Below are 23,656 nucleotides of genomic sequence, written 5' to 3'. Positions count from 1 at the left end.
TAACACCGGTTATCTATCCCAGCGATTATCATGATGATAACGCGGCGGGCCATCGAATTGTGCATGGCGCTGCCAGCGATGTTCACGCCACTCATAGTGCCTTCCCCACCAGTCATGATCTCGCCAGTAACGGCCGTCCCAGTAGCGCCCGTGATCGTCCCGATCGCCAAAGTGCAGCGTCACGGCAGGCACCAGCGTGATTTCTCCCGCCTGTACTGCCAGCGGCGTCACCACTAGCAGGGACAACGCCAGAAAAATGGATTTCAACATAGCTTGCTCCTTACTTCTTAAGCCGGCCCACTGGGCCCGTTAAGATGAGCTTATGTCGGAAATCACACCCGCGTTATTCTCCGCAATCCTAATCTCTAACCTCCCGCATTTTATGGGAATTTCTCCTTTATCCCTGCGGGATTTCTGCTAATTTTCTCCCTAATTCAGCAGAGAAAACGACCCCATTTTTACCCACAAAATGGGGCTTCAAGATTAAGCTTTAACCATCATAAACTTACGCAGTTCGGCGAAATCAGCCGGAAGATTGTGGGACAGCAGCGGCAGGTCGGCACGGGATGCCAGCTCCTGCGGCAGCGGCAGCGCTTCACCCAAAATTTCTTCTACGCTCTCTTTAAACTTCGCCGGATGCGCAGTCCCCAGGAACAGCCCAAACTCACCTGGCTGCAGCTGGTCGCGCAGAGCTCGGTAAGCAATGGCCGCGTGTGGTTCGGAAACATAGCCAATTGCCTTCAGTTCACGCATCGTATCTTTGGTGGTTTCATCGGTCACTGCGGCGTAGCCAAGGTCGGTCAGACGCCAGATCTTACGGCGGAAAAGTTCTTCCACGCGCGGCCAGTTGTTCGGCTGGCTAACATCCATTGCGTTGGAAAGCGTTGCGACGGTCGTTTTAGGCGCCCACTGGCCTTCCGCGAGGAAACGCGGAACGGTGTCATTGGCGTTCGTGGCCGCAATAAAGCGCTTAATCGGCAGGCCGAGGGATTTCGCCAGCAGGCCGGCAGTCAGGTCACCAAAGTTACCGCTCGGCACGGAAACCACCAGCTGATTACGGGCTTCCTGCGGCAGCTGAGCCACGGCTTCAAAGTAGTAGCAAATCTGCGCCAGCAGGCGGCTGATGTTGATGGAGTTCGCCGAGTTTAACCCGAGCGCCACCTTCAGTTCCTCATCGTCAAACGCCTGTTTCACCAGCGCCTGACAGGCATCGAAGTCACCGTCAATCGCCACGGTTTCAATATTGCCGCCGAGGGTACAGAACAGTTTTTCCTGCAGCGGGCTGATTTTCCCCCGTGGGTAAAGAATGACTACGCGTACGTTCTCAATGCCATAAAACGCATGGGCCACGGCCGCGCCGGTGTCGCCTGATGTAGCGGTCAGAATGGTCACCGGTTTGTCGCCGCTGATGTGGGTCAGCATCTGGGCCATAAAGCGCCCGCCAAAGTCTTTAAACGCCAGCGTCGGGCCGTGGAACAACTCCAGGCAGCCTACGTCCGGTTCGACCATATTGACCGGTGCAGGGAAAGCGAAAGCCGCACGCACTCGCTCTTCCAGAATCTCCTGCGGGATCTCATCGCCGATAAAGGCAGACAGAATTTTGCTGCTGCGGCTGACAAAGTCCATATCCAGCATGGCGTCGATTTCAGTCAGCTCAAACTCCGGCAGGTCGTGCGGGAAGAACAGACCCTGCTGCTTGCCCAGCCCCTGGGTAACGGCCTGTGCGAAAGTAACCTGCTCGTTGTGATCTTTAAGGTTGTACAGTTTCATGCTTTATCCCAAAACTCGTGCGCCAGCCGTATCCAGACGGCAAATATGTACAAAACCTTCCTGGTTCTGCAAATAATGTTGGCTGAGCCAGTCAGCCACGCGCTGTGCGGTGTCGGTGTTATCGCACAGTGCAAATAAGGTCGGGCCGGAACCCGAAATCCCGCTCGCCAGCGCGCCAATATCCGCGACGGCCTTGCGGGACTCATCAAACTTAGGCAGCAGTTTGGCTCGGTAAGGTTCAGCAATCACATCCTGCATCATCTTCGCGGCGAGCGCTGGCTGGCGGGTGTGGCAGGCATGAATAAAACCGGCCAGGTGGCGGCCGTGGCTGATGCAGTCCTGACGGCGATACTGGGCAGGCAAAATCGCACGTGCTTCGGCGGTTGAAACCTTAATGCCGGGGTAAGCCAGCACCCACAGCCACTCCTCAAAGCCTGGCACTTGCTGGCTGATGATGCCGCTTTCTTCGAAAATCAGCTGCATCCCGCCGAGGAAACAAGGGGCGACGTTGTCGTAATGAATGCTGCCGGAAATGCGCCCTTCCAGCTCGCCCATCAGCGCCAGCAGACGCGTGTCGCTAAGAGGCTTACCGCAAAATTCATTCATCGCCATCAGGCCAGCGACCACAGAGCAGGCGCTGGATCCGAGCCCCGAACCGATAGGCATGTTTTTCTCAAGCGTCATCGCCACAGGGATAGTTTTACCGACCTCCTGGCAAAAACGCTCCCAGCATTGATAAACAATGTTCTCACGCGGTTCATCCGGCAGTTTGCTGGCGAAGCGCCCAAGGTTAGTCAGGCTGAAGCTATCTGCCGCCTCAACCGTGACGTAATCGCCCAAATGTGAGCCATCAACAGGCGACACCGCCGCGCCCAGCACATCAAAACCAACGCTCATATTGGCGCTGGAAGCCGGGGCATATACTTTAACCATCTTAAACTCCTAACTTCCATGACAGGGTGCGAAGCAGATCCGCGAAGACGCCGGCGGCAGTAACATCGTTACCCGCCCCATAACCGCGCAGCACCAGCGGCAGCGGTTGATAATAATGGCTGCAGAAGGCCAGGGCATTTTCGCCGTTTTTCACCTTATACAGCGGATCATTGCCGTCTACGGCATCGATTTTCACTTTACAGCTGCCGTCTTCTTCAATAATGCCGACGTAACGTAGCACTTTCCCATCGTCACGCGCCTTCCTCACACGAGCCGTAAACTCATCATCCAACTGAGGAAGGCGTGCCATAAAAGACTCAACGTCTCCGCTCGCATCAAAATTTTCCGGAAGCACGGATTCAATCTCGATATCCGAAAGTTCCAGATCGCTTCCGGTCTCACGCGCCAGGATCAACAGCTTACGCGCGACATCCATACCGGAAAGATCGTCACGCGGGTCCGGTTCGGTATAGCCCATTTCACGGGCAGTGCTGGTCGCCAGCGAGAAGCTCATCCCTTCATCCAGCTTACCGAAGATATAAGAGAGCGACCCGGAAAGAATGCCGGAAAAACGCTGCAGCTCATCGCCCGCATTCAGTAAGTTTTGCAGGTTTTCGATCACCGGCAGCCCCGCCCCCACGTTGGTGTCGTAGAGGAACTTACGGCGCGAACTCTCCGCGGCATTACGTAACTGGTGGTAATAATTCATGCTCGAGGTGTTGGCCTTTTTGTTTGGCGTCACCACGTGGAAACCTTCGCTCAGGAAATCGGCGTACTGATCCGCCACGGCCTGGCTGGAAGTACAGTCCACAATCACCGGATTCAGCAAATGGTACTCTTTCACCAGCCGGATTAGGCGGCCAAGATTGAACGGCTCTTTAGCCTGCTCCAGCGCCTGCTGCCAGTTTTCGAGATCCAGGCCATGAACGTTTGTCAGCAGGGCCTTAGAGTTCGCCACGCCGCAAACGCGCAGGTCGATGTGCTTCGCCTTCAGCCATGCCTGTTGGCGTTTAACCTGCTCCAGCAGAGCAGCACCCACGCCGCCAACGCCCACCAGGAACAGCTCGATAACCTGATCGGTGTTAAACAGCATCTGGTGGGTAACACGCACGCCGGTCACAGCATCGTCGTTATTGACCACAACGGAGATAGAACGCTCTGAAGAGCCCTGTGCGATAGCGATAATATTGATGTTTGCACGAGCCAGGGCGGCAAAGAACTTGGCGGAGATACCGCGCAGCGTCTTCATGCCGTCGCCCACGACGGAGATAACCGCCAGACGTTCAGTCACCGCCAGCGGCTCCAGCAGCTCTTCTTTCAGTTCGAGATAGAACTCGTCTTCCATCGCCTTGCGGGCACGACCGCAATCAGCCTGCGGCACGCAGAAACTAATGCTGTACTCGGAGGAGGACTGGGTGATCAGCACCACGGAAATCCCGGCACGAGACATCGCGGCAAATACGCGTGCAGCCATGCCAACCATGCCTTTCATGCCGGGGCCGGAGACGCTGAACATCGCCATATTATTCAGGTTAGTGATCCCTTTGACCGGTAGCCCTTCGTCATCGCTTTTATCGCCAATGAGGGTGCCTGGCGCCTGCGGGTTACCGGTGTTTTTAATCAGGCAAGGGATCTGGAACTGGGCAATAGGGGTAATGGTGCGAGGGTGAAGAACTTTGGCGCCGAAATAGGAGAGCTCCATCGCTTCCTGATAAGACATCGACTTCAGCAGCCGGGCGTCGGGAACCTGGCGCGGGTCACAGGTATAAACGCCGTCGACGTCAGTCCAGATCTCGCAACAGTCAGCGCGCAGACAGGCCGCCAGCACGGCGGCAGAATAGTCGGAGCCATTACGACCCAGCACCACCAGCTCGCCTTTTTCGTTTCCGGCGGTAAACCCGGCCATCAGGATCATGTTTTCTTCAGGAATGCGGCTGGCTGCGATGCGGCGGGTAGATTCTGCGATATCCACGCTGGAATCCAGGTAGTGCCCAACGGCCAGCAGCTTCTCAACGGGATCGATAACGGTGACCTGGTAGCCACGGGCCTGCAGCACGCCAGACATAATAGCAATCGATAATTTTTCGCCCCGGCAAATTATTGCCGCGTTGATGCTGTCCGGACACTGCCCCAGCAGGCTGATGCCGTGCAGAACGTGCTTAAGCTGGGCAAACTCTAGATTCACCACGGCCTTCAGCTCGTCCAGCGGGAAGCCCGGCTGCGCTTCAGCCAGGCCATTCAGCAGTTCGGAGAAGATGCGCTCGGCGTCGCTGATATTCGGCACAGCGTCCTGGCCACCGATAGTTTTCTCTATCATCGCCACAAGGTGGTTAGTAATTTTTGCCGGCGCAGACAGCACGGTCGCCACTTGCCCCTGTTTGGCATTACTTTCCAGGATATCGGCAACGCGGAGAAAACGTTCCGCATTTGCCACCGAAGTACCGCCGAATTTCAACACTCGCATTGTTGTGACCCCTTGATTTTTTCCCGAAAAAAAAGCCCGCACTGTTTAGGTGCGGGCTTTTTTCATTTTTACCTGTATGCGTCAGCCCGCACCGTTACCTGTGGTAATGGTGGTTGTGATAATTGTGGTAATCAGGCTGAAGCGGAACATGGATGTTGTGTGCTCTAAATTTGTATTAGCTCTATTGGTTAAAGCAATCCCTTGATCAAGTCAATTTTTTTTAGTCCTGTCACAAAAAACTGGCCCACTCGCTCACGCTAGTAAACCCACCAATAGCAGTGGTAAAAACGCAAAAAACCCGCATAAAATCAGATGTAAACTTCACAAAAATAAAATTTAAAGAAATTTTATTCTGGTAATTTTTTTTCGATATCATGCAGCAACCGATGCAGCATCGCGGTGTCTCTCTGCTCAAGCAGCCCCAAACGCTGCTGTACCCAATCGACCATTTTTTGGTCGCCTGCAACGTCAAGGCGGTTTAACAGCGCGGTGATTCGCTGGCGCAGAGCGTTCAACTGTTGCCCCTCGCCCGCCGCGTTTTTCGCAGACGGTAACTGCATTAAGGCAGAAAGCTGGTAACAATAAACCATAACAGCCTGACCCAGATTGAGCGAAGGGTAATCCGCAACCATCGGTACGCCGGTTAAAACATCCGCCAGCTCAAGCTCTTCGTTAGTCAGCCCGGAATCTTCCCGACCAAACACCAGCGCCGCGCATCCTACCCACTGACGTTTCTCTTCAAGCATTGGCACCAGCTGCTGCGGCGTGGCGTAGTAATGAAATTTCGCCCGGCTGCGGGCCGTGGTGGCTATCGTGAAATCAACATCGCCCAGAGCCTCTGCCAGGGTGTCGAAGTGCCGCACGCCATCAAGAATATCCCCCGCCCCATGTGCTACCCAGCGCGCTGGTGGCTGCAGGTGAGCGTCGCTGGCGACGATACGCAGTTCAGTAAAACCCATGGTCTTCATTGCCCGGGCTGCTGCCCCGACGTTCTCAGGTCTGGCCGGTGAGACCAGGATAATTGGCAAACGCATTGGCACTCTCTTCTAAAATTCGTAAAAACGTGAGAACTGATGCACAAATTTTGATAATACGCATCGAAAATTTACTTTGTCGCAACATATATTATTGCCGTAGGCTCGCGAAACTTATAACTTAAACTTATGCTTTTATTCGATAAACACGGTAAAATACATCACTGAAAGAAATGATATCCACTTGTTTGGTATGGTTTATTTACTTTTTTGACGACAAAAACCTGACACATTCTTCAACGTACTTTTTTAACGCTTTACGATCTTGATTATTAAAAAGTTGTGACAAAAGCTAGCATTGAGCTACGATGATTTAATGAAACTGTTAACGTGCTACAATTGAAATTGATATATGTCAACGAAGCGCAGTTTTATCAGGTGTCTAAGGCGCGCCAGCCTGTTATGTTGCTGTTAAAATGGTTAGGATAACAGCCGTTTTTGACACCGTCGGGTCCAAAGGGAACGCACCCACGACCAAGCTAATGATGTTGTTGACGTTGATGGAAAGTGCATCAAGAACGCAATTACGTACTTTAGTCATGTTAAGCCCGGCATGTTAATTTATGGCATGTAACAGGCAGGTCAGGGACTTTTGTACTTCCTGTTTCGATTTAGTTGGCAATTTTAGGTAGCAAACATGCAGACCCCGCACATTCTTATCGTCGAAGACGAATTAGTAACACGCAACACGCTAAAAAGCATTTTTGAAGCGGAAGGCTATGATGTTTTTGAAGCGACCGATGGCGCAGAGATGCATCAAATCCTTGCCGATAATGACATCAACCTCGTCATTATGGACATCAACCTGCCGGGTAAAAACGGCCTGCTGCTGGCGCGTGAACTGCGCGAGCAAGCCAATGTGGCGCTGATGTTCCTGACGGGCCGTGATAACGAAGTGGACAAGATCCTGGGTCTTGAAATTGGCGCAGATGACTACATCACCAAGCCATTCAACCCGCGTGAATTGACCATTCGTGCACGCAACTTGCTGTCCCGTACGATGAATTTAGGCGCTATCAGCGAAGAGCGTCGCTCCGTTGAAAGCTACAAATTCAACGGCTGGGAGCTGGACATCAACAGCCGCTCACTGGTTAGTCCGAACGGTGAACAGTACAAGCTGCCGCGCAGTGAATTCCGTGCGATGCTGCACTTCTGTGAAAACCCGGGCAAAATTCAGTCTCGTGCTGAACTGCTGAAGAAAATGACCGGTCGCGAGCTGAAGCCGCATGACCGCACCGTCGATGTGACTATCCGCCGTATTCGTAAACACTTCGAATCCACGCCGGATACGCCGGAAATCATCGCCACCATCCACGGCGAAGGTTACCGTTTCTGCGGCGATCTGCAGGAATAAGCGAGAAACATTACGAAAAGGGCTGACCAGCGTCAGCCCTTTTTTATGCCCGTCATTCAGCGAGCAATGCGTTCATCCCAGTCGCGGGTAAAGACCGTCTCTTCGTTGTGTTTAACCGTCATTTTTCCGCTAACGATAAAATGCGTCAGGTCACTGCGCATCTCCAGCACAATATCTGTGTCCGTCCACCAGCCTTCCCGGCCGATTTTCATGTTCTGAGTCAGTAGATAATGCGCTGAAAGCGGATCGGCATTCTGCACGGTCAGCTGACGTCTGAGACTATGATCGACGGTGGTATTGATATCGTCAAAGCGGTACACGCCCTCGCCAAAAACACCGCCCACGCCCTGAGTAATGCTCTGCCAGCTGTCTTTCACCACGTCATAGCGCAGCTCGCGTTCGACGCGCCCCGGAGAGAGAATCGTCAGAGGCGTATTGGCCGCCGTTTCAGGGTGAGGGTTCGGGCCAGCAATCGGCTTCACTTCCCGACAAACCGGCAATTGCAGCTGGGCTCTGGCCAGATCAACGCTAAGCGTCGCATTTTCGGCCATCGGCCAGATCATCGGCCAGAACGTGGTCGCGAGAGAAACCCGCAGCCGGTGCCCGGCCGCAAAGCGCCAGGCTATGCCGTCCAGCTGCACGGTGACGTTGACCTTTTCGCCGGGCACCAGCGCGACGTTCTGCTCTTGCCCCTGCAAATGACTCAGGTTTACCCAGCCGTGGCTAACGCGGGTCGATGCGCCATCGGGCGCAACGTCAGATAAGCGGACATACAGCATTGCTGCCGGTTTATCGCTGGAGAGCGTAACGTCAAACTGCGGAAAACCGTAGATCGCCAGGCTTTCGTCCAGCGGCGCACTGTCAAAGCTTTCAGCAAGGCCTTCGTCCATCCGCTGGTCGCCCGGGCTTTCACCCAGCACGCCTGCCCCCATCCATTCTCCGGCGAACAAGCCATGATTCTGTACGCTACGGATATCCTGCCAATATTCATCGGCTAATGGCGTTGTCGTCATCCGGCCTGGCTGCAAATGCCAGCGCTGCGGGAGTGTCACCGCATCCGTATCATCTTCGATAGCAATCCACTCCCCAAAGGCCTGCGGACGCTGCGAGTCGGGCCGCTGGCTGTCGTTGAGCCAGGCCTGAACGCGCGGGCCGTCCAGCACGCCGTTATCAGCCTGCTTCAGCCAGCGGTCCCACCAGCTCACCGCCTCCTGCAGAAAACCGATGGCCGGCGTAGGTGAGCCATCCTGAGGATAAATATGCGCCCACGGGCCGAGGATCGCCTTACGCGGGACGTTAAGGTTGTCCATCAGACGGAAAACCGCGTTGCTGTAAGAATCCGCCCAGCCGCCCACCGCCATTACCGGACAGGTAATGGCCTGCCAGTCTTCGCCGACCGAGCCGTGCTTCCAGTAGGCGTCTTTCAGCGGATGTTCCATCCACAGCGCCGGGAAGAAAGGCATGTTTTCAAGACGATTCAGCCAGGCCTGATACCAGCTCTCTCCCACCAGCTCCGGGTCCTGCGGACGGCTTTGATAAGCCAGCATAATGCCGCCCCACCAAAGGTTGTCGTTCAGCAGGCAGCCACCTTTGTAGTGGATATCGTCGTTGTAACGATCGTCTGTCGAACAGACGGTGATAATGGCTTTCAGCGCAGGAGGACGGCGAGCGGCAAGCTGCAGGCAGTTAAATCCACCCCAGGATTTCCCCATCATCCCTACGGCGCCGTTACACCAGCCTTGACGGCTGATCCAGTCGATCACCTCCAGTGCATCTTCCTGTTCCTGCAGCAAATACTCGTCGGCCATCTGTCCGTCAGAATCGCCGCTGCCGCGCATGTCCACACGCAGTACCGCATAGCCATTCCCGGCGAAGTAGCCGTGCATCGGCTCATCACGGGTACGTGTACCGTCGCGCTTGCGGTAGGGAATGTATTCCAGAATAGCGGGCACCGGCTGCTGCGAGGCCGACAAAGGCAGCCACATACGTGCGGCCAGACGCGTGCCATCTTTCAGAACGATCCACAGGTGTTCCGTTACGCTCACGCTGTGGGAAAATTGCGTTATAAGAGTTTTCATGAGGCTCCTGCCATCGCATTTAGCTGACGCTGACCCAGCACCTCATCCAGCCAGGAAGGGCGCATTTCCGGCACGGAGGTCAGCAGTTTTTCGGTATAGCTGTGCATCGGGGCGCTGAATACCTGCCCGGTCGGTCCCTGAGCAACAACGTTCCCCTGATACATCACGGCGACCTGCTGGGCGATACGCTTCACGGTACTCAGGTCGTGGGTAATAAACAGGTAAGAAAGCCCCAGCTGTTCCTGCAGGTTTCGCAGCAGTTTCAGAACCTCTTCCGCGACCAGCGGATCGAGCGCCGAAGTCGCCTCATCACAGATGATCAGATCCGGCCGTGCGGCGAGCGCACGCGCAATACATACTCGCTGCTTTTGGCCACCGGAAAGCGAACCGGGATAGCGGTCAATGAGGTAATCGGGGAGTTCGGTCAGCTTCAGCAGCTCAAGCACTCGCGCACGAACCTGCTGTTTATCGAGACCAAAATAGAACGCCACCGGGCGACCAATGGCCTCGAGCACGGTTTGCCTTGGATTGAGCGCCACGTCGGGCAGCTGATAGATCATTTGAATACGCCGCAGCGTCTCTTTATCGCGCTGCTGGTAGCGGTTAGCCAGCGCCTTGTCAGCGAAAGTGACCGTTCCCCTCGTGTCGCTCAGCAGGCCACACAGCGCGCGAGCCAGCGTGCTCTTCCCGCTGCCGGACTCGCCGATAATGGCCACTGTTTCCCCTTTGGCGATACTGAGTGAGACGTTGTGGACGACAGTTTTGCCGTTGTAGCCCGTAGAGATATTTTCCAACGCCAGGAGCCGCCCCTCTGGTTTACTTTCAGCATGAACCGGCGTTAAAGCATGAGCACGTTCCGACACCAGCCGCTGCGTATAGCTTTCAGCTGGGTTTTGCAGAATATCGGCGGTGCTGCCGCTTTCCACCTCACTTCCCTGCCGCAGGACCATAATGCGGTCGGCAATTTGGGCCACGACCGCCAGATCGTGGGTGATGTACAACGCGGCGGTATTAAACTCTCTGACCAGCTTACGCAGCATCACCAACACCTCGATTTGGGTGGTGACGTCCAGGGCAGTGGTAGGCTCATCCAGCACCAGAATATCCGGCTTGCAGGACATCGCCATCGCCGCCATCGCGCGCTGGAGCTGGCCGCCGGAGAGCTGATGCGGATAACGCTGGCCGATCGTTTCAGGCTCGGGGAGATCCAGCGCTTTAAACAGCGTCACGGCCCAGGCCTGCGCCTCCTCCGGATTCATCAATCCATGACGAAGTGGCCCTTCGCAAACCTGCTTACCGATGGTCAGCGCCGGGTTAAACGCCGCGGCGGCGCTCTGCGCAACATAGGCCACGCGCTTACCACGAAACGCCCGTTTCTCTTTGCTGGAAAGCGCCACAATGTTTTGCCCGGCTACCAGCACTTCGCCGCCCGCAATACGGCAACCCGGCCTGGCATAGCCCAAAGCGGCAAGGCCAATGGTCGATTTACCCGCGCCGGACTCGCCAATAAGTCCCAGCACCTCACCGGGCATCAGGCTAAGGGAAATGCCGTTCACCAGCGGCAGCCCCTGCTCGGTTTCAATGCGTAAATCACGCATCTGTAATATCGGTTGTGTCATCCCTCTTCTCCCAACGAAAGGTTATTACGCACCAGCAGCCAGTCGACCACCAGGTTGACGCCAATCGTCAGCAGGGCAATCGCCGCGGCAGGGTAAAGAGGTGCAAACTGACCAAAGTTGATGGCCTGCGCGTTATCGCGCACCATGCTGCCCCAGTCCGCCCAGGGCGGCTGAATACCCAGCCCGAGGAAGCTCAGTCCGGCAATAAACAGGAAGGTAAAACAGAAGCGCATGCCAAACTCCGCCAGCAGCGGCGGCATGGCGTTAGGCAGAAACTCTTTGCGTACGATCCACCACAGCCCTTCTCCACGCAGGCGTGCCGCCTCCACGTACTCGAGACAAACAATCCCCTGCGCGACAAGTCTGGCCAGACGGAAAACTCGGGTGGCGTCTAATAGCGCAATCGTCCCGACCAGAACGGGAATGGATGTTCCCAGCACGGACAGCACGATCAGCGCCAGAATCAGCACCGGAATCGACATCAACGTATCAACGATGCGGGTGAGCACAACGTCCACCCAGCGCCCGTAAATAGCGGCGGTAAACCCGGTAATAATGCCCACCACAAAAGAGATAGCGGTGATCGCCAGCGCAATGGCAATGGTGGTGCGAGCGCCGAACAGAATGCGCGAAAGCATGTCACGCCCCAGGCTGTCGGTGCCGAACGGCATCGAGCTGGACGGCAGCATCCAGATGTCTCCCACCTGCACCGTCTCGCTGTGCGGCGCTAGCCAGGGAGCAAAAAGCGCGGCAATCAAATTGATGGCAATAATGGCCAGCCCCAATATCGCCGACAGCGGCACCGTGCGAATCTTGATATTTTTCATAGACTACCTCGCATGTCGCAGTCGTGGGTTGCACCAGATAGCCAGCAGGTCTGCCGCCGTATTCAGCAGGATATAGGTCCCACCAAACAGCAGCCCACAGGCCTGTACGACCGGTAAATCGCGCTTGGTTACGGCATCCACCATCATCTGCCCAATGCCCGGATAGACAAAGACCACTTCAACCAGGATCACGCCCACAACCAGATACGCCAGGTTAAAAGCAATCACGTTGATGATCGGCGCAAGCGCGTTTGGTAGCGCATGGCTCAGCACGATGCGCCAGCGGGAAAGCCCTTTTAGCAGCGCCGTTTCGATATAGCTGCTGGACATTACCGCCCCAACGGAGGCGCGAGTCATACGCAGCATATGCGCCAGTACCACCAGCACCAGCGTCAGCATCGGCAACGTGCAGGCGTAGAGCCGCTCAAGGAGGCTGGCATCCGGGTCGACCAGCGCCAGGCTTGGAAACCAGGCCAGGCGAATAGCAAAGAAGATAACCAGCACGTAGCCGACGAAAAACTCCGGCACCGAAATGCTCATCAGCGTCAGCGTATTTGCCAGGCGGTCAAACCAGGAGCCGCGCCATACCGCAGAGGCAATCCCCAGCACCACCGCTAACGGAATCGCAATCAGCGCGGCATAAACGGCGAGGAACAGCGTGTTCGCCAAACGAGGCAGCAGCTCTGCGCCGATAGGCTGGTTATTGGCAAGCGAAGTGCCTAAGTCTCCGTGCAGCACGCCGGACAGCCAGTGCAGATAACGATAAACCGCAGGCTGATCGAGGCCAAGCTGCAGGCGCAGCGCGGCGATAGTTTCCGGCGTACCGTTTTGCCCCAGAATGGCGCTGGCTACGTCACCGGGCAAAAGCTCGGTGCCAACGAAGATCAGCACCGAAACCAGCCACAGCGTCAGTACGCCAAGCAATAAGCGATGAAGGATCTGTTTTTTCATTACGACTCCAGCCAGACGCGTTCGGCCAGACGGCCACCCATGAAGTTGAACAGCGGATGCGGTTTTACGCCGCCGACTTTTTTGCTGGCGGCATCAAGGTAATCGCCAAACAGCGGGATCATTGCGCCGCCGTCATCGCGGGCAATGCTTTGCAGTTCGCCGTAGATTTCCGCACGTTTCTGCTCGTCAAGCAGCGAGCGGGCCTGAATGAGCAGGCTGTCGAACTTGTCGTTCTTCCAGTGGGTGTCGTTCCATTTCGCCGTGGACTGCCAGGCGGTGGAGAACATCTGATCTGCGGTTGGACGCCCGCCCCAGTACCCCATGCTAAACGGCGCTTTCATCCAGACGTCATCCCAGTAGCTGTCTGCCGGCTGGCGTTTGATGCTGACCTGGATCCCGGCCGCGGCGGCTTCGCCCTGGAACAGCGCGGCCGCATCAAGTGCCCCGGCAAAAGCCGCGTCCGATGAGGACAGCTCGATCGGCAGCGCGCTAAGCCCGGCTTTTTTCAGGAAGAACTTCGCCTTATCAGGATCGTAGGCACGTTGCTCCAGGCTCTTATTGAAGAAGCGATCGGTTTTCGGGATCGGATGATCGTTGCCGAGCGAGCCGTAGCCTCGAAGGACAGTAGCCAATAATTTTTCACGATCGATGCCGTATTTAATCGCCGTACGAACGTCGTTGTTATTAAACGGTGCCACCCGACAGTCCATCAGGAAGGTAAAATGTTGCCCCCCGGCCGCACGCACGATGTTCAACGCCGGACTGCGCTTCAGGAAATCAACGGTTTTAAAATCAACGCGGTTGATGGCGTGTACCTGGCCTGAGATAAGGGCGTTGGTGCGGGCCGTAGCATCGTTGATAACCAACACTTCAACCGCGTCAACAAACGCGCGGTTAGGCTTCCAGTAATTTGGGTTACGCTTGAAGTAGGAGCGGACGCCAGGCTGGTACTGATCAAAGACGAAACCGCCGGTGCCAATCGGGTGTTTCCAGTCGGTAAATCCGTCCGGCACCACTACGAGATGGTAGTCCGCCAGCAGGAACGGCAGGTCGGCGTTGCCGCTGTCCAGGGTTAAGGTAATTTCGTTGTCACCGCTCTTCTTCAGCTCTTTGATGGCCGCCAGCTGAGTTTTGATCGCGCTGCGCGACTGGTCGCCACGGTGCAGGTTAATCGAGTAGAGAATGTCTTCGACGGTGAGCGTTTTACCGTTATGGAAGGTTACGCCCTGGCGCACTTTAAACGTCCACTCCTGCGCGCCCGGCTTCGCCACCCAGCTTTCCAGCAGCTCCGGCGTGGCCTGATTGGTCTCATCAATTTCCACCAAACCGTTCATCAGCATGTACGCCTGGTTAAGCGGCACCCAGTCGCTAAAGAGCGTGGGATCCAGAGAATCGCTGGTATTGCCTCCCGACATTCCGAGCTTCAGCACGCCACCTTTTTTAGGCGTGGCCTCGGCGGCAAAACCCGCCAGCGGCGAAAGCGACAGCGCGCTGCCCATCCCAATCAGCGCCGCCGTGTTGATAAATGAACGGCGGCTCATGTTCACGCCTTGCAGGTATTTATTTTCGTCTGAACGATCGTCTTTCATTTATTTTTCTCCGTTATTATTTGTTTGTCTGACCACCGGCCAGATGCCATAGCACATCTATTTATGATTTATATCAAAAGCGCTAAACACTGATGCATGAGTTTTTCGTATCAGACTATGAAAAAAACGCGCAGCAGAGCCGCGGCAAAAAAGATAATTTCCCGATCACGGAGTCACACCAGGAAAGAAAATGTGGAACTGCATACCCTTGTAGGTTTAATTGGCGTCTTTTGTTACCTGTTGGCCTATGCACTGGTTCAAATGCGAAGGCTATCAATAGATTCAAACGGTTATGCTTGTCTTAACATCGCGGGATGCGTCGGCGGGCTGTATTCACTGAGCCATGATTTTAATTTGGCATCGGTAATATCACAGTCGATGTGGTTGGTCTTCACGCTGGTAGGTATGCATACTTCTTATCGCCGCCGCGGTGAGATAAAAAATAAAATACCGCCTCTGGATTTAGACACGATAAATAAACCAAAGGATTAAGATGTTTTAAATTTTTCTTTTCTTCTATTTTATATAAGAAAAGGTTATGGCTAAGGGGAAGGATAAATAATTTATTGATAGTGACAATAATAAAATAATCGTCTTTTGTGATTAACGTCTATTTTCTGCTTATTCCACCGAAGGCTGTCGCTGCAGCCAGTTCATGACATGGCGAACAATCGGCTTCACATAGCGATCCTGAGGGATAAGCAAGAAACATTTACTGGCGGCCGCCAGCTTTCCAGGGTGCGCCGCAACCAGCTCGCCCCGATTAAGATAATCCTGCACCAGCCCTTCCCAGCCGAGTAATATCCCGTCCCCGCGTACCGCCGTCTCCACCAAAAACGGATAGTTATTGGCCCGCCAGGTTTGCCGAGGCACAAAGCTCAGGACATTCTGCGAAGCAAACCAGTCGCTCCAACCGGTCCATTCTCGCTGCGGGTCATCCTGAATCAGCAGCGTATGCTGCAGCAGGGCTTCTGCGGGAGCGTCAGACCCGATGTGCGACAGAAACGCCGGCGAGCACATCGGATAGCAGACCTCGTCGAAGAGCGGCGTGGCGTGAAAGCCCACCGGAACATCCCGCAGGTAAAAAATAGCCAGATCAAATTCCGATGAACGCAGTTCAGAGAAGTTGTCGGTGATTTTCATGCGAACCTGTAAATCCGGCAACTCGCGGTGCAGCGCCGAAAGGCGCGACGACAGCCACAGCGAACTCATGGCGCTGGTACAGGCGATGGTCACCTGCGGCAGCCCCGTCCAACCCATCACTTCCGCCGTGGCATGTGACAGTGCAGCCAGCTGCTGCCGCACGCGAGCGGCGTACGCTTCACCGCGCGGCGTAAGCAATACGCGCCGCTGGGTACGGGTGAAAAGCTTACAACCCAGCATTTCCTCCAGCTGCAGGATCTGGCGGCTGGTCGCGCTTTGAGTCAGGTTTAGCTCTTCCGCAGCACGAGAAATATTGCCGTAGCGGGCAACGCATTCGAAAGCGATAAGGGTATTGAGGGGCGGTAGCGGCTCAATCTGCATCAATGAAGCCTTAAAAGGCGGCGGAACGGTTTCAACACACTAATAAGGAAGGCAGAAGCTGACAAGCCTGATGCGTCAGAAATACATCAGGCTTCTCATGGCGGCGACGCGTGAGCGCATCCGTTCAGCGTCAATAGAACCGATTATTTACTCCACGGAATAATCGGCACCGCGCTGATGGCGTTCTTCGGTGAACCCTCGACGACTCTGTCAGAGTAAGCAAGATAAGCCAACGTATTGCGCTTCGCATCGTAGAAACGTACCACTTGCAGCTTTTTAAATACCAGCGAGGTCCGTTTCTGGAACACCACGTCGCCCTGTGCTTTGCCGGCTTTTATTTTGTCGCTCAGCTCAACCGGCCCAACCTGCTGGCAGGAGATTGCCGCATCAGAAGTGTCTTCGGCTAAGCCGAGGCCGCCTTTGATACCGCCGGTTTTGGCACGGCTGATATAGCAGGTCACGTTCTTCACGTCGGGATCGTCAAAAGCTTCTACAACAATCTTGTGATCGGGGCCAAAGACTTTAAACACCGTATCGACCGATCCAATCTGCTCCGCGCTCGCGCCGAAGCTCGCGGCCAGAATCGCACTGCAAAATGCTAAAGCTTTATATTTCATATTGTTACCATTGTCTAAAAATTACCCTACGGGACTATTCAACAGTAGGCTAAAAAATCGTTGAATATCACATTATTAGAAAAACCTGTCTCCATAATCGGCAAATTTGGCACAACTTGTTAAAAAAAAACGGTGAATGCATAAAGTACAAAAATGCTATCATCCGCTACCTTAGTAAACAGGCATTCGCTTGTATGGATGAGGATATTTTATGGATCAGGCTGGGATCATTCGCGATCTGCTTAGCTGGCTGGAGGGCCACCTCGATCAGCCTCTCGCCCTTGATAATGTGGCGGCAAAGGCAGGTTATTCCAAGTGGCATTTACAACGGATGTTTAAAGAGGTTACCGGGCACGCCATTGGTGCCTATATTCGCGCCCGCCGACTCTCCAAATCTGCCGTTGCCCTGCGTCTAACCGCAAGACCGATTCTCGACATTGCGTTGCAGTACCGCTTTGACTCACAGCAGACGTTTACGCGCGCCTTTAAAAAACAGTTTGCTCAAACGCCTGCGCTTTACCGACGCTCTCCTGACTGGAGCGCTTTTGGTATGCGTCCACCGCTGCGTCTCGGCGAATTTACGCCTCCGCAGGCCCATTTCATTACCCTGCCGGAAACGCATCTGGTTGGCGTGACGCAAAGCTACAGCTGCACGCTGGAACAAATCTCCGACTTCCGCAATGAGATGCGCATCCAGTTCTGGACCCAGTTCCTGGGCAACTCGCCGACGATTCCCCGGGTATTGTACGGCCTGCATGAACCTCGCCCAAGCTCGGAAAAAGACGACGAACAAGAAGTCTTCTACACCACGGCGCTCACCCCGGAGCTGGCCAATGGTTTCCTGCCGGATTCTCATCCGGTGGTGCTGGAAGGCGGTGACTATGTACAATTCAACTATGAAGGGCTGGGCACAGGGCTGCAGGACTTTATCCTGACGGTGTACGGTACCTGCATGCCGTCGCTAAACCTGACGCGCCGTAAAGGTCAGGATATCGAGCGTTTCTATCCGCAGGATGAAACACGGGATCAGGATGTGCCGATGCAAATCCGCTGTGAATACCTGATCCCGGTACGCCGCTAACGCTGGATTTCATCCAGAGCAGGAGCATCAAGATGCGAGATGTCTCCTGCTGTCTCAACCACCCATCCAGATGCCAGCCACGGGCTTTGCTGATAATCCACGCGGGATATCGAACAGTTGCGCAGACGCAGGCGGCGCTCGGCCCATGCCGGTAACCCAAGAATAGTACTGACAAGCCCCCCAAGTGCCATACCGTGGCTCACCAGTAACGGGCGACTTCCGGCCGGCAGCTCGCGGCAGGCATTTAGCGCCTCATGCATGCGGTTGCTTAGCTCCAGCATGCTTTCGCCCTCAGGAATACGCCCGTCCGGCGTGCCGTCCACCAGACGACGGCGCCAGCCCTCTTCCTCTTCAGTCAGCGAGTCCATTTTACGACGTTCAAGCACGCCCATGTTTAGCTCGCGCAGGCGGGCATCGAGGATAATCTCGCAGCCGCAGGCTTCGGCGATGATCTCTGCGGTGCGGCGAGTGCGGCCTAAATCGCTGCTGATGATGTGGGTGATGCCAAGGGCCCTGGCCCGCTCGGCCACTTGCCAGGCCTGGCGTTCTCCATTATCAGTCAGTGCGCTGTCTGACTGCCCCTGAATGCGGCGCTCCGCATTCCACTGCGTTTCGCCATGACGAACAAGGTATACCTGTAACATGCGTTTTTTCCGTTATACTCCGGTCACGAAATATCGAGAGTTCTGACTTATTATGAACCATGTCGTTGCTGCAACAACCAATCCCGCCAAAATTCAGGCGATTCTGCAGGCGTTTAGCGAGATTTATGGTGAAGGATCCTGCCATATTGAGTCCGTGGTCGTCGATAGTGGCGTGCCGGAGCAGCCCAACGGCTGTCAGGAAACGCGAACTGGTGCACGAAACCGCGTGGTAAATGCCCGTGAGATCAGACCAGATGCCGACTTTTGGGTCGCCATTGAAGCGGGAATCGATGAAGGCAGTACCTTCAGCTGGGTGGTGATTGAGACCCATCAGCAGCGCGGTGAAGCCCGCTCGGCCACCCTGCCGTTGCCGGACATTATTCTGCAGAAAGTCAGCGCCGGAAACGCCCTTGGGCCGGTGATGTCGGACTATACGGGCATTGATAAGATTGGACGTAAAGAGGGAGCGATTGGGGTGTTCACCGCCGGAAAGCTCACGCGCAGCAGCGTTTACCATCAGGCGGTGATATTGGCGTTAAGCCCCTTTCATAACGAGATTTATCGCCGGTAGCGTCGTTAACGGGATGGGATACCGCCCTGAAGCAGTTCTTTTTCAAGCCATGCCCGCAGTTCGGTCGGTGCTGCCTTCAGGCTGTTAGAACCGCGGGTAATGGTTGCAATACCCGCACCCAGTTCGTTCTTCAGCTCACGCTGGCTGAGTTCACCGCGCAGTAATTCCTCAATAATCCGCACGCGTGTCCCTAATGCAGTACGCTCATCCGGCGTTAGCAGCAAGGTCATCAGCGGCATGTGAAGCTCCTGCCCGAAAGCTTCCTGTAATAGCCCCACAAAGCGGAGCCACTCTTTATTACTTTGCTCGGCCTGTTCTGCCGAATACTGAGAGAGCTGAGTCATGTCAGGCCACCATACTCTTTAACTAGTACGGCAGCATAACATACTCTCCGCGCAATCAATAACGCCGCTGCCACTCGCTATCGGACAGGATTTTGTCAGGCTGACCCATGAAGTAGCGGTAATAGGCATCGTAAGCCAGCACGTTTTTCACGTAGCCGCGCGTTTCTGAGAACGGAATACTTTCAACAAACGCGATCGCATCAATACGCCCGGCGCTGTTACCAAGCCAGGTCCGCACGCGCCCCGGCCCGGCGTTATAGGCGGCAGAAGCGAAGATACGGTTGTTCTCAAACTGCTGGAACACGTATTGCAGGTAGCTGGTGCCAATATTGATATTGGTTTCAGGATCCAGAAGCTGCACGGTGCTGCTGTAGCCGGGGATACCGAACATCTTAACGGTATGAGTGGCGGTACCCGGCATGATTTGCATCAGGCCGCTTGCCCCTACCGGAGAACGCACCTTCGGGTTCCAGGCACTTTCCTGGCGGGCAATCGCCATCGCATAGCTTTGCGGAACGGTTTTGCCGCTCACGTAGCGGGCAAAAGTGCTTTTATAGGCCAGCGGGAAACGTTCTTCCAGATTATCCCACAGCTTTCCGGCAATGGTTGCCTGCACGCTGAGATCCCACCAGTCCTGCTCAAAGGCATAACGCGCCAGGCCAGCCTGCTCTTGCTTACTGCGGCTGGTGACCAGATTTGCCCATTCGCTGCGCGCGGTGTTATCCATATTCCAGTACATCAGCTCGCGAACGCGTGCCATTTCCGGCCCCTGCACCAGCGCAGGGTTCACGGCATCGGCTTTATCAACACGAAGGGGATATTCTTCCCCAAGTCGCTGTGCGGCCACCATAGGGTAGAAACCTCGCTGCTGCATCAGCGCACGCAGGATCCCTTTCGCTTCATCATCCCGGCCTCGCTCCAGCAGCAAATCGGCCTGCCAGTAACGCCACTCGTCTTTTTCTTTGGCGTCCATCGGCAGGCGAGCAAGCCAGGTATTCAGGCCTGATCGGTCGCCAGTCCCCAGTGCCATACGCACACGTCTTTCAATCAATGAAGTGGACTGCGAGCGCATAATGGCGTCGTCGCGCCAGCGGGCCTGTTCATCCGTCACGTCACTTCCCATGAGTCGCCATGCCACCGTATCGCGCAATTCCTGAGCCTGCTCGTCGGTGAGCTTTTGTGCCTGAACCAGAGACGGGATCATCAGACGTGCATTCTCGACATCCTGACGGGCGACGCTCGCAAAAGCGATGGCCGCAGCCTGGCGAGTGAAGTCCGTTGCACCCACCGTATTGGCGAAAGTCAGCACTGTACTCGGGTTATTTTGCAGGTTTATCAACGCGCTGGAGATAGTCTGGTAGTCCGCAGGCATCTGATTAGCCAGCGCGTTCACCAGCGAGGTGTTGCCCTCTTTCATCGCCAGGCGAATACGCTCAAGGTAAGCCAGCGGATCCTGGGTGCCGGAAGCGCGCCATGCGGAAAACAGCGCATCACAGCTCGACGGCTGGCTCTTTCCCGTTAGCCAGAGATCTTTCGCGCCGGCCCAGGCAGCCCCTGTTTGCCCGGTATTCCACTTGGCAAAATAGTAATTACATTTGGCTTCATTGGTCGCGGGTGGTTCAGGGCTAAAAGCCAGCAGACCGCGCCAGTCCTGGCGTCTTGCCAGCTCGTTAACAAAGCGGGAGCTTAAATTTCGCGCCGGAGGCAACGTTGGGTTAGCCTGAATAAACTGAGCCACCGCAACGCTCGGCTCGTTCATCAGGTCGTCGGTGAGCTGGCGATATTCGAGATAAGGATAAAGAGGATAGGTTTGCAGCCCAGGCATCAGCTGCTGCACCACGTCCATTTGCTTGTTATCCCAGGCCTGTTTGATTTGCGCGTAGCGGCTGCGTTGCTCATCCAGAGAGTCCGCACGTACCGCGCCGTTTAACATCACCAGGCTAATGCCCGCGGCAAGCAACTGCCATGCGACTTGTTTGGCTTTTACCACACCTTCTCCTCACTATTTTCCTGACGGCATCATGCCAGCGCTGCAATAAGCGAATGAATTCATGCTAACCAGGGGGAGCGCATTACGCCATGTCCGGAAGGTATATTTTGGTCATTAAACGTATAAAGGCGCCACGCGCGGTAGAACCGCGATACCCCGCTGGGATTAGGCCGGGAAAACGGCTACACTTCGCCTTTGTTATGTACCATCTTACATCACGATAAAAGAGGCAAAGTCGCACTGTGGCTCAATTCGTTTATACCATGCATCGTGTCGGCAAAGTTGTCCCGCCGAAACGACATATTCTGAAAAATATTTCGCTCAGCTTCTTCCCCGGCGCCAAAATCGGCGTGCTGGGTCTGAACGGTGCCGGTAAATCCACCCTGCTGCGCATCATGGCCGGCATCGATACCGATATCGAAGGTGAAGCCCGTCCTCAGCCAGGCCTCAAGATTGGCTACCTGCCGCAGGAACCTAAGCTGAATCCGGAGCACACCGTACGTGAGTCCGTAGAAGAAGCCGTTTCCGAAGTGGTTAACGCGCTGAAAGGGCTGGATGAAGTCTACGCCAAGTACGCCGAGCCGGACGCGGACTTCGACAAGCTGGCCGCGCAGCAGGGCAAGTATGAAGAAATTATCCAGGCGCACGACGGTCATAACCTGAACGTGCAGCTGGAGCGCGCCGCTGATGCCCTGCGTCTGCCAGACTGGGATGCAAAAATTGAGAAGCTGTCCGGGGGTGAACGTCGCCGCGTCGCGCTGTGCCGCCTGCTGCTGGAAAAACCGGACATGCTGCTGCTCGACGAACCAACCAACCACCTGGATGCAGAATCCGTGGCGTGGCTGGAACGCTTCCTGCATGACTTCGAAGGGACCGTTGTGGCGATCACCCACGACCGTTACTTCCTCGACAATGTCGCCGGCTGGATCCTGGAGCTTGACCGTGGGGAAGGGATTCCATGGGAAGGTAACTACTCCTCCTGGCTGGAGCAGAAAGATCAGCGTCTGGCGCAGGAAGCCTCAACGGAAGCGGCTCGCCGTAAATCCATTGAGAAAGAGCTGGAGTGGGTTCGTCAGGGCGCGAAGGGCCGTCAGTCTAAGGGCAAAGCCCGTCTGGCGCGTTTCGAAGAACTGAATAACACCGAATACCAGAAGCGTAACGAAACCAACGAACTGTTTATCCCGCCTGGTGCACGCCTGGGGGATAAAGTGGTGGACGTTAGCAACCTGCGTAAATCTTACGGCGATCGCCTGCTGATCGACGACCTCAGCTTCTCCGTACCGAAAGGCGCCATCGTGGGCATCATCGGTCCGAACGGCGCGGGTAAATCCACCCTGTTCCGCATGATGTCCGGTCAGGAACAGCCTGACAGCGGCTCCATCACTCTGGGTGAGACCGTGAAGCTGGCCTCCGTTGACCAGTTCCGTGACGCTATGGACAACAGCAAAACCGTGTGGGAAGAAGTCTCCGGCGGCCAGGATATCATGCGCATCGGCAACACCGAGATGCCAAGCCGTGCCTACGTGGGCCGCTTTAACTTCAAAGGCGTCGACCAGGGCAAACGCGTTGGCGAGCTGTCCGGCGGTGAGCGCGGTCGTCTGCACCTGGCGAAGCTGCTGCAGGTTGGCGGCAACGTTCTTCTGCTCGATGAACCAACAAACGACCTGGATATCGAAACCCTGCGCGCGCTGGAAAACGCCCTGCTGGAGTTCCCGGGCTGCGCGATGGTTATCTCGCACGACCGTTGGTTCCTGGACCGTATCGCTACCCACATTCTGGACTACCAGGATGAAGGTAAAGTGGAGTTCTTCGAAGGTAACTTCACCGAATACGAAGAGTACAAGAAGCGTACCCTGGGTTCAGATGCTCTGGAGCCAAAACGCATCAAGTACAAGCGCGTCACCAAGTAAATGCGAAAGGCACCTTCACGGTGCCTTTTTTATGCCTGGCACCCTCTTCATGGGAGCCGTTTCTTAATTACAAATACCCGAAATTATGCCAAGCCCGGCAGAGGTTCCGTTCACTTCCAGCCCTGTTTTATATGCAGTCACCGTACCGGTGAACGACTCGGGGAAGTCACCGTCACTTCCCCGAGACCCCGGACTTCCGGCTAAATAAATCGACCGCTAAAGCGGCAGACCTCCGTTTTATCTCCCAGTCCTGGGTCGGCTGAGATGCGTTCCCGACGCTCTCAGCCTCCGGCCGTTCCCGACGTCCGGACCCTGGCCAGTCGGAGAGAAAACGGAGGCGATTTAAGCCGGAACCG

General features: G+C 55.4%; 22 protein-coding genes and 1 other annotated feature. Of the genes, 5 read left to right on the top strand and 17 right to left on the bottom strand.

Annotated features, from left to right (window positions below; all coding sequences use genetic code 11):
• Positions 1-9 precede the first annotated feature (9 nt).
• The 7 genes from VGM55_RS19105 to yjjY all read right to left on the bottom strand — a co-directional run bounded on the left by VGM55_RS19105 (position 10) and on the right by yjjY (position 6,742).
• Positions 10-270, bottom strand: a complete 261-nt coding sequence (locus VGM55_RS19105) for a DUF2502 domain-containing protein (RefSeq protein WP_061273520.1) — start codon at positions 268-270, stop codon at positions 10-12.
• Positions 271-483: 213 nt separating this feature from the next.
• Positions 484-1,770, bottom strand: a complete 1,287-nt coding sequence (gene thrC / locus VGM55_RS19100; protein ID WP_331636355.1) for a threonine synthase — start codon at positions 1,768-1,770, stop codon at positions 484-486.
• 3 nt (positions 1,771-1,773) lie between these two features.
• Positions 1,774-2,703 (bottom strand): homoserine kinase, encoded by a 930-nt coding sequence (gene thrB, locus VGM55_RS19095; RefSeq protein ID WP_154187133.1) that lies wholly within the window; start codon positions 2,701-2,703, stop codon positions 1,774-1,776.
• Between the two features lies 1 nt (position 2,704).
• On the bottom strand, positions 2,705-5,167 hold the full coding sequence (thrA, locus tag VGM55_RS19090) for a bifunctional aspartate kinase/homoserine dehydrogenase I (RefSeq protein WP_331636353.1): 2,463 nt from the start codon (positions 5,165-5,167) through the stop codon (positions 2,705-2,707).
• 25 nt (positions 5,168-5,192) lie between these two features.
• Positions 5,193-5,310, bottom strand: a sequence feature (Thr leader region).
• Entirely contained in the window at positions 5,249-5,317 is a 69-nt protein-coding gene (gene thrL, locus VGM55_RS19085) for a thr operon leader peptide (protein WP_071530522.1), read from the bottom strand. It overlaps the preceding feature by 62 nt.
• Before the next feature lie 197 nt (positions 5,318-5,514).
• Positions 5,515-6,201, bottom strand: coding sequence for a tRNA/rRNA methyltransferase (locus VGM55_RS19080; protein ID WP_331636352.1), 687 nt, complete (start codon positions 6,199-6,201; stop codon positions 5,515-5,517).
• 400 nt (positions 6,202-6,601) lie between these two features.
• The gene (gene yjjY, locus VGM55_RS19075; RefSeq protein ID WP_085938930.1) at positions 6,602-6,742 is read right to left on the bottom strand and encodes a protein YjjY; all 141 of its coding nucleotides are present in this window, start codon (positions 6,740-6,742) and stop codon (positions 6,602-6,604) included.
• Between the two features lie 96 nt (positions 6,743-6,838).
• On the opposite strand from yjjY, the gene arcA reads away from it, so the two are divergent.
• Complete coding sequence (gene arcA, locus VGM55_RS19070; RefSeq protein WP_008461663.1) at positions 6,839-7,555, top strand: two-component system response regulator ArcA; 717 nt, start codon at positions 6,839-6,841, stop codon at positions 7,553-7,555.
• A gap of 56 nt (positions 7,556-7,611) precedes the next feature.
• Here the strand turns inward: arcA and VGM55_RS19065 are convergent, their stop codons facing one another.
• The 5 genes from VGM55_RS19065 to VGM55_RS19045 are packed head-to-tail and all read right to left on the bottom strand — an operon-like array spanning position 7,612 to position 14,619.
• The gene (locus tag VGM55_RS19065) at positions 7,612-9,633 is read right to left on the bottom strand and encodes a CocE/NonD family hydrolase (RefSeq protein WP_331636351.1); all 2,022 of its coding nucleotides are present in this window, start codon (positions 9,631-9,633) and stop codon (positions 7,612-7,614) included.
• On the bottom strand, positions 9,630-11,252 hold the full coding sequence (locus VGM55_RS19060) for an ABC transporter ATP-binding protein (RefSeq protein WP_154187129.1): 1,623 nt from the start codon (positions 11,250-11,252) through the stop codon (positions 9,630-9,632). The genes VGM55_RS19065 and VGM55_RS19060 overlap by 4 nt, the downstream gene beginning before the upstream one ends.
• Positions 11,249-12,079, bottom strand: a complete 831-nt coding sequence (locus tag VGM55_RS19055) for an ABC transporter permease (RefSeq protein ID WP_331636349.1) — start codon at positions 12,077-12,079, stop codon at positions 11,249-11,251. Before VGM55_RS19055 ends, VGM55_RS19060 begins: the two co-directional genes overlap by 4 nt.
• Before the next feature lie 3 nt (positions 12,080-12,082).
• The gene (locus VGM55_RS19050; protein WP_126357619.1) at positions 12,083-13,030 is read right to left on the bottom strand and encodes an ABC transporter permease; all 948 of its coding nucleotides are present in this window, start codon (positions 13,028-13,030) and stop codon (positions 12,083-12,085) included.
• Complete coding sequence (locus tag VGM55_RS19045) at positions 13,030-14,619, bottom strand: ABC transporter substrate-binding protein (RefSeq protein ID WP_331636348.1); 1,590 nt, start codon at positions 14,617-14,619, stop codon at positions 13,030-13,032. Before VGM55_RS19045 ends, VGM55_RS19050 begins: the two co-directional genes overlap by 1 nt.
• Positions 14,620-14,811: 192 nt before the next feature.
• On the opposite strand from VGM55_RS19045, the gene VGM55_RS19040 reads away from it, so the two are divergent.
• On the top strand, positions 14,812-15,111 hold the full coding sequence (locus VGM55_RS19040) for a CBU_0592 family membrane protein (RefSeq protein WP_331636347.1): 300 nt from the start codon (positions 14,812-14,814) through the stop codon (positions 15,109-15,111).
• Between the two features lie 129 nt (positions 15,112-15,240).
• Here VGM55_RS19040 and VGM55_RS19035 read toward each other — a convergent pair whose 3' ends face one another.
• Positions 15,241-16,143: a LysR substrate-binding domain-containing protein gene (locus VGM55_RS19035; protein WP_331636346.1), complete on the bottom strand. Its 903-nt coding sequence runs from the start codon at positions 16,141-16,143 to the stop codon at positions 15,241-15,243.
• A 143-nt stretch (positions 16,144-16,286) separates the two neighbouring features.
• A complete protein-coding gene (gene creA / locus VGM55_RS19030; RefSeq protein ID WP_154187124.1) occupies positions 16,287-16,760 on the bottom strand; it encodes a protein CreA in 474 nt (157 codons plus the stop codon).
• A 211-nt stretch (positions 16,761-16,971) separates the two neighbouring features.
• Here creA and robA point away from each other — a divergent pair, with 211 nt between their 5' ends.
• Positions 16,972-17,841, top strand: a complete 870-nt coding sequence (robA, locus tag VGM55_RS19025) for an MDR efflux pump AcrAB transcriptional activator RobA (RefSeq protein WP_154187123.1) — start codon at positions 16,972-16,974, stop codon at positions 17,839-17,841.
• Here the strand turns inward: robA and gpmB are convergent.
• On the bottom strand, positions 17,838-18,485 hold the full coding sequence (gene gpmB / locus VGM55_RS19020) for a 2,3-diphosphoglycerate-dependent phosphoglycerate mutase GpmB (protein ID WP_154187122.1): 648 nt from the start codon (positions 18,483-18,485) through the stop codon (positions 17,838-17,840). The genes robA and gpmB overlap by 4 nt on opposite strands.
• 52 nt (positions 18,486-18,537) lie before the next feature.
• Between gpmB and yjjX the strand changes: the two genes are divergently transcribed.
• A complete protein-coding gene (yjjX, locus tag VGM55_RS19015; protein WP_154187121.1) occupies positions 18,538-19,056 on the top strand; it encodes an inosine/xanthosine triphosphatase in 519 nt (172 codons plus the stop codon).
• Between the two features lie 5 nt (positions 19,057-19,061).
• Here the strand turns inward: yjjX and trpR are convergent, their stop codons facing one another.
• Positions 19,062-19,400: a trp operon repressor gene (gene trpR / locus VGM55_RS19010; protein WP_154187120.1), complete on the bottom strand. Its 339-nt coding sequence runs from the start codon at positions 19,398-19,400 to the stop codon at positions 19,062-19,064.
• A gap of 55 nt (positions 19,401-19,455) precedes the next feature.
• A complete protein-coding gene (gene sltY, locus VGM55_RS19005; RefSeq protein ID WP_331636345.1) occupies positions 19,456-21,390 on the bottom strand; it encodes a murein transglycosylase in 1,935 nt (644 codons plus the stop codon).
• A 242-nt stretch (positions 21,391-21,632) separates the two neighbouring features.
• On the opposite strand from sltY, the gene ettA reads away from it, so the two are divergent.
• Positions 21,633-23,300 (top strand): energy-dependent translational throttle protein EttA, encoded by a 1,668-nt coding sequence (ettA, locus tag VGM55_RS19000; RefSeq protein ID WP_331636344.1) that lies wholly within the window; start codon positions 21,633-21,635, stop codon positions 23,298-23,300.
• The last annotated feature ends 356 nt before the right edge of the window (positions 23,301-23,656 follow it).

Source organism: Cedecea sp. (assembly GCF_036500665.1).
GTDB lineage: Bacteria > Pseudomonadota > Gammaproteobacteria > Enterobacterales > Enterobacteriaceae > Cedecea.
The sequence above is the reverse complement of the archived record's forward strand: the minus strand, read 5'-3'. Positions and strand labels throughout refer to the sequence as shown.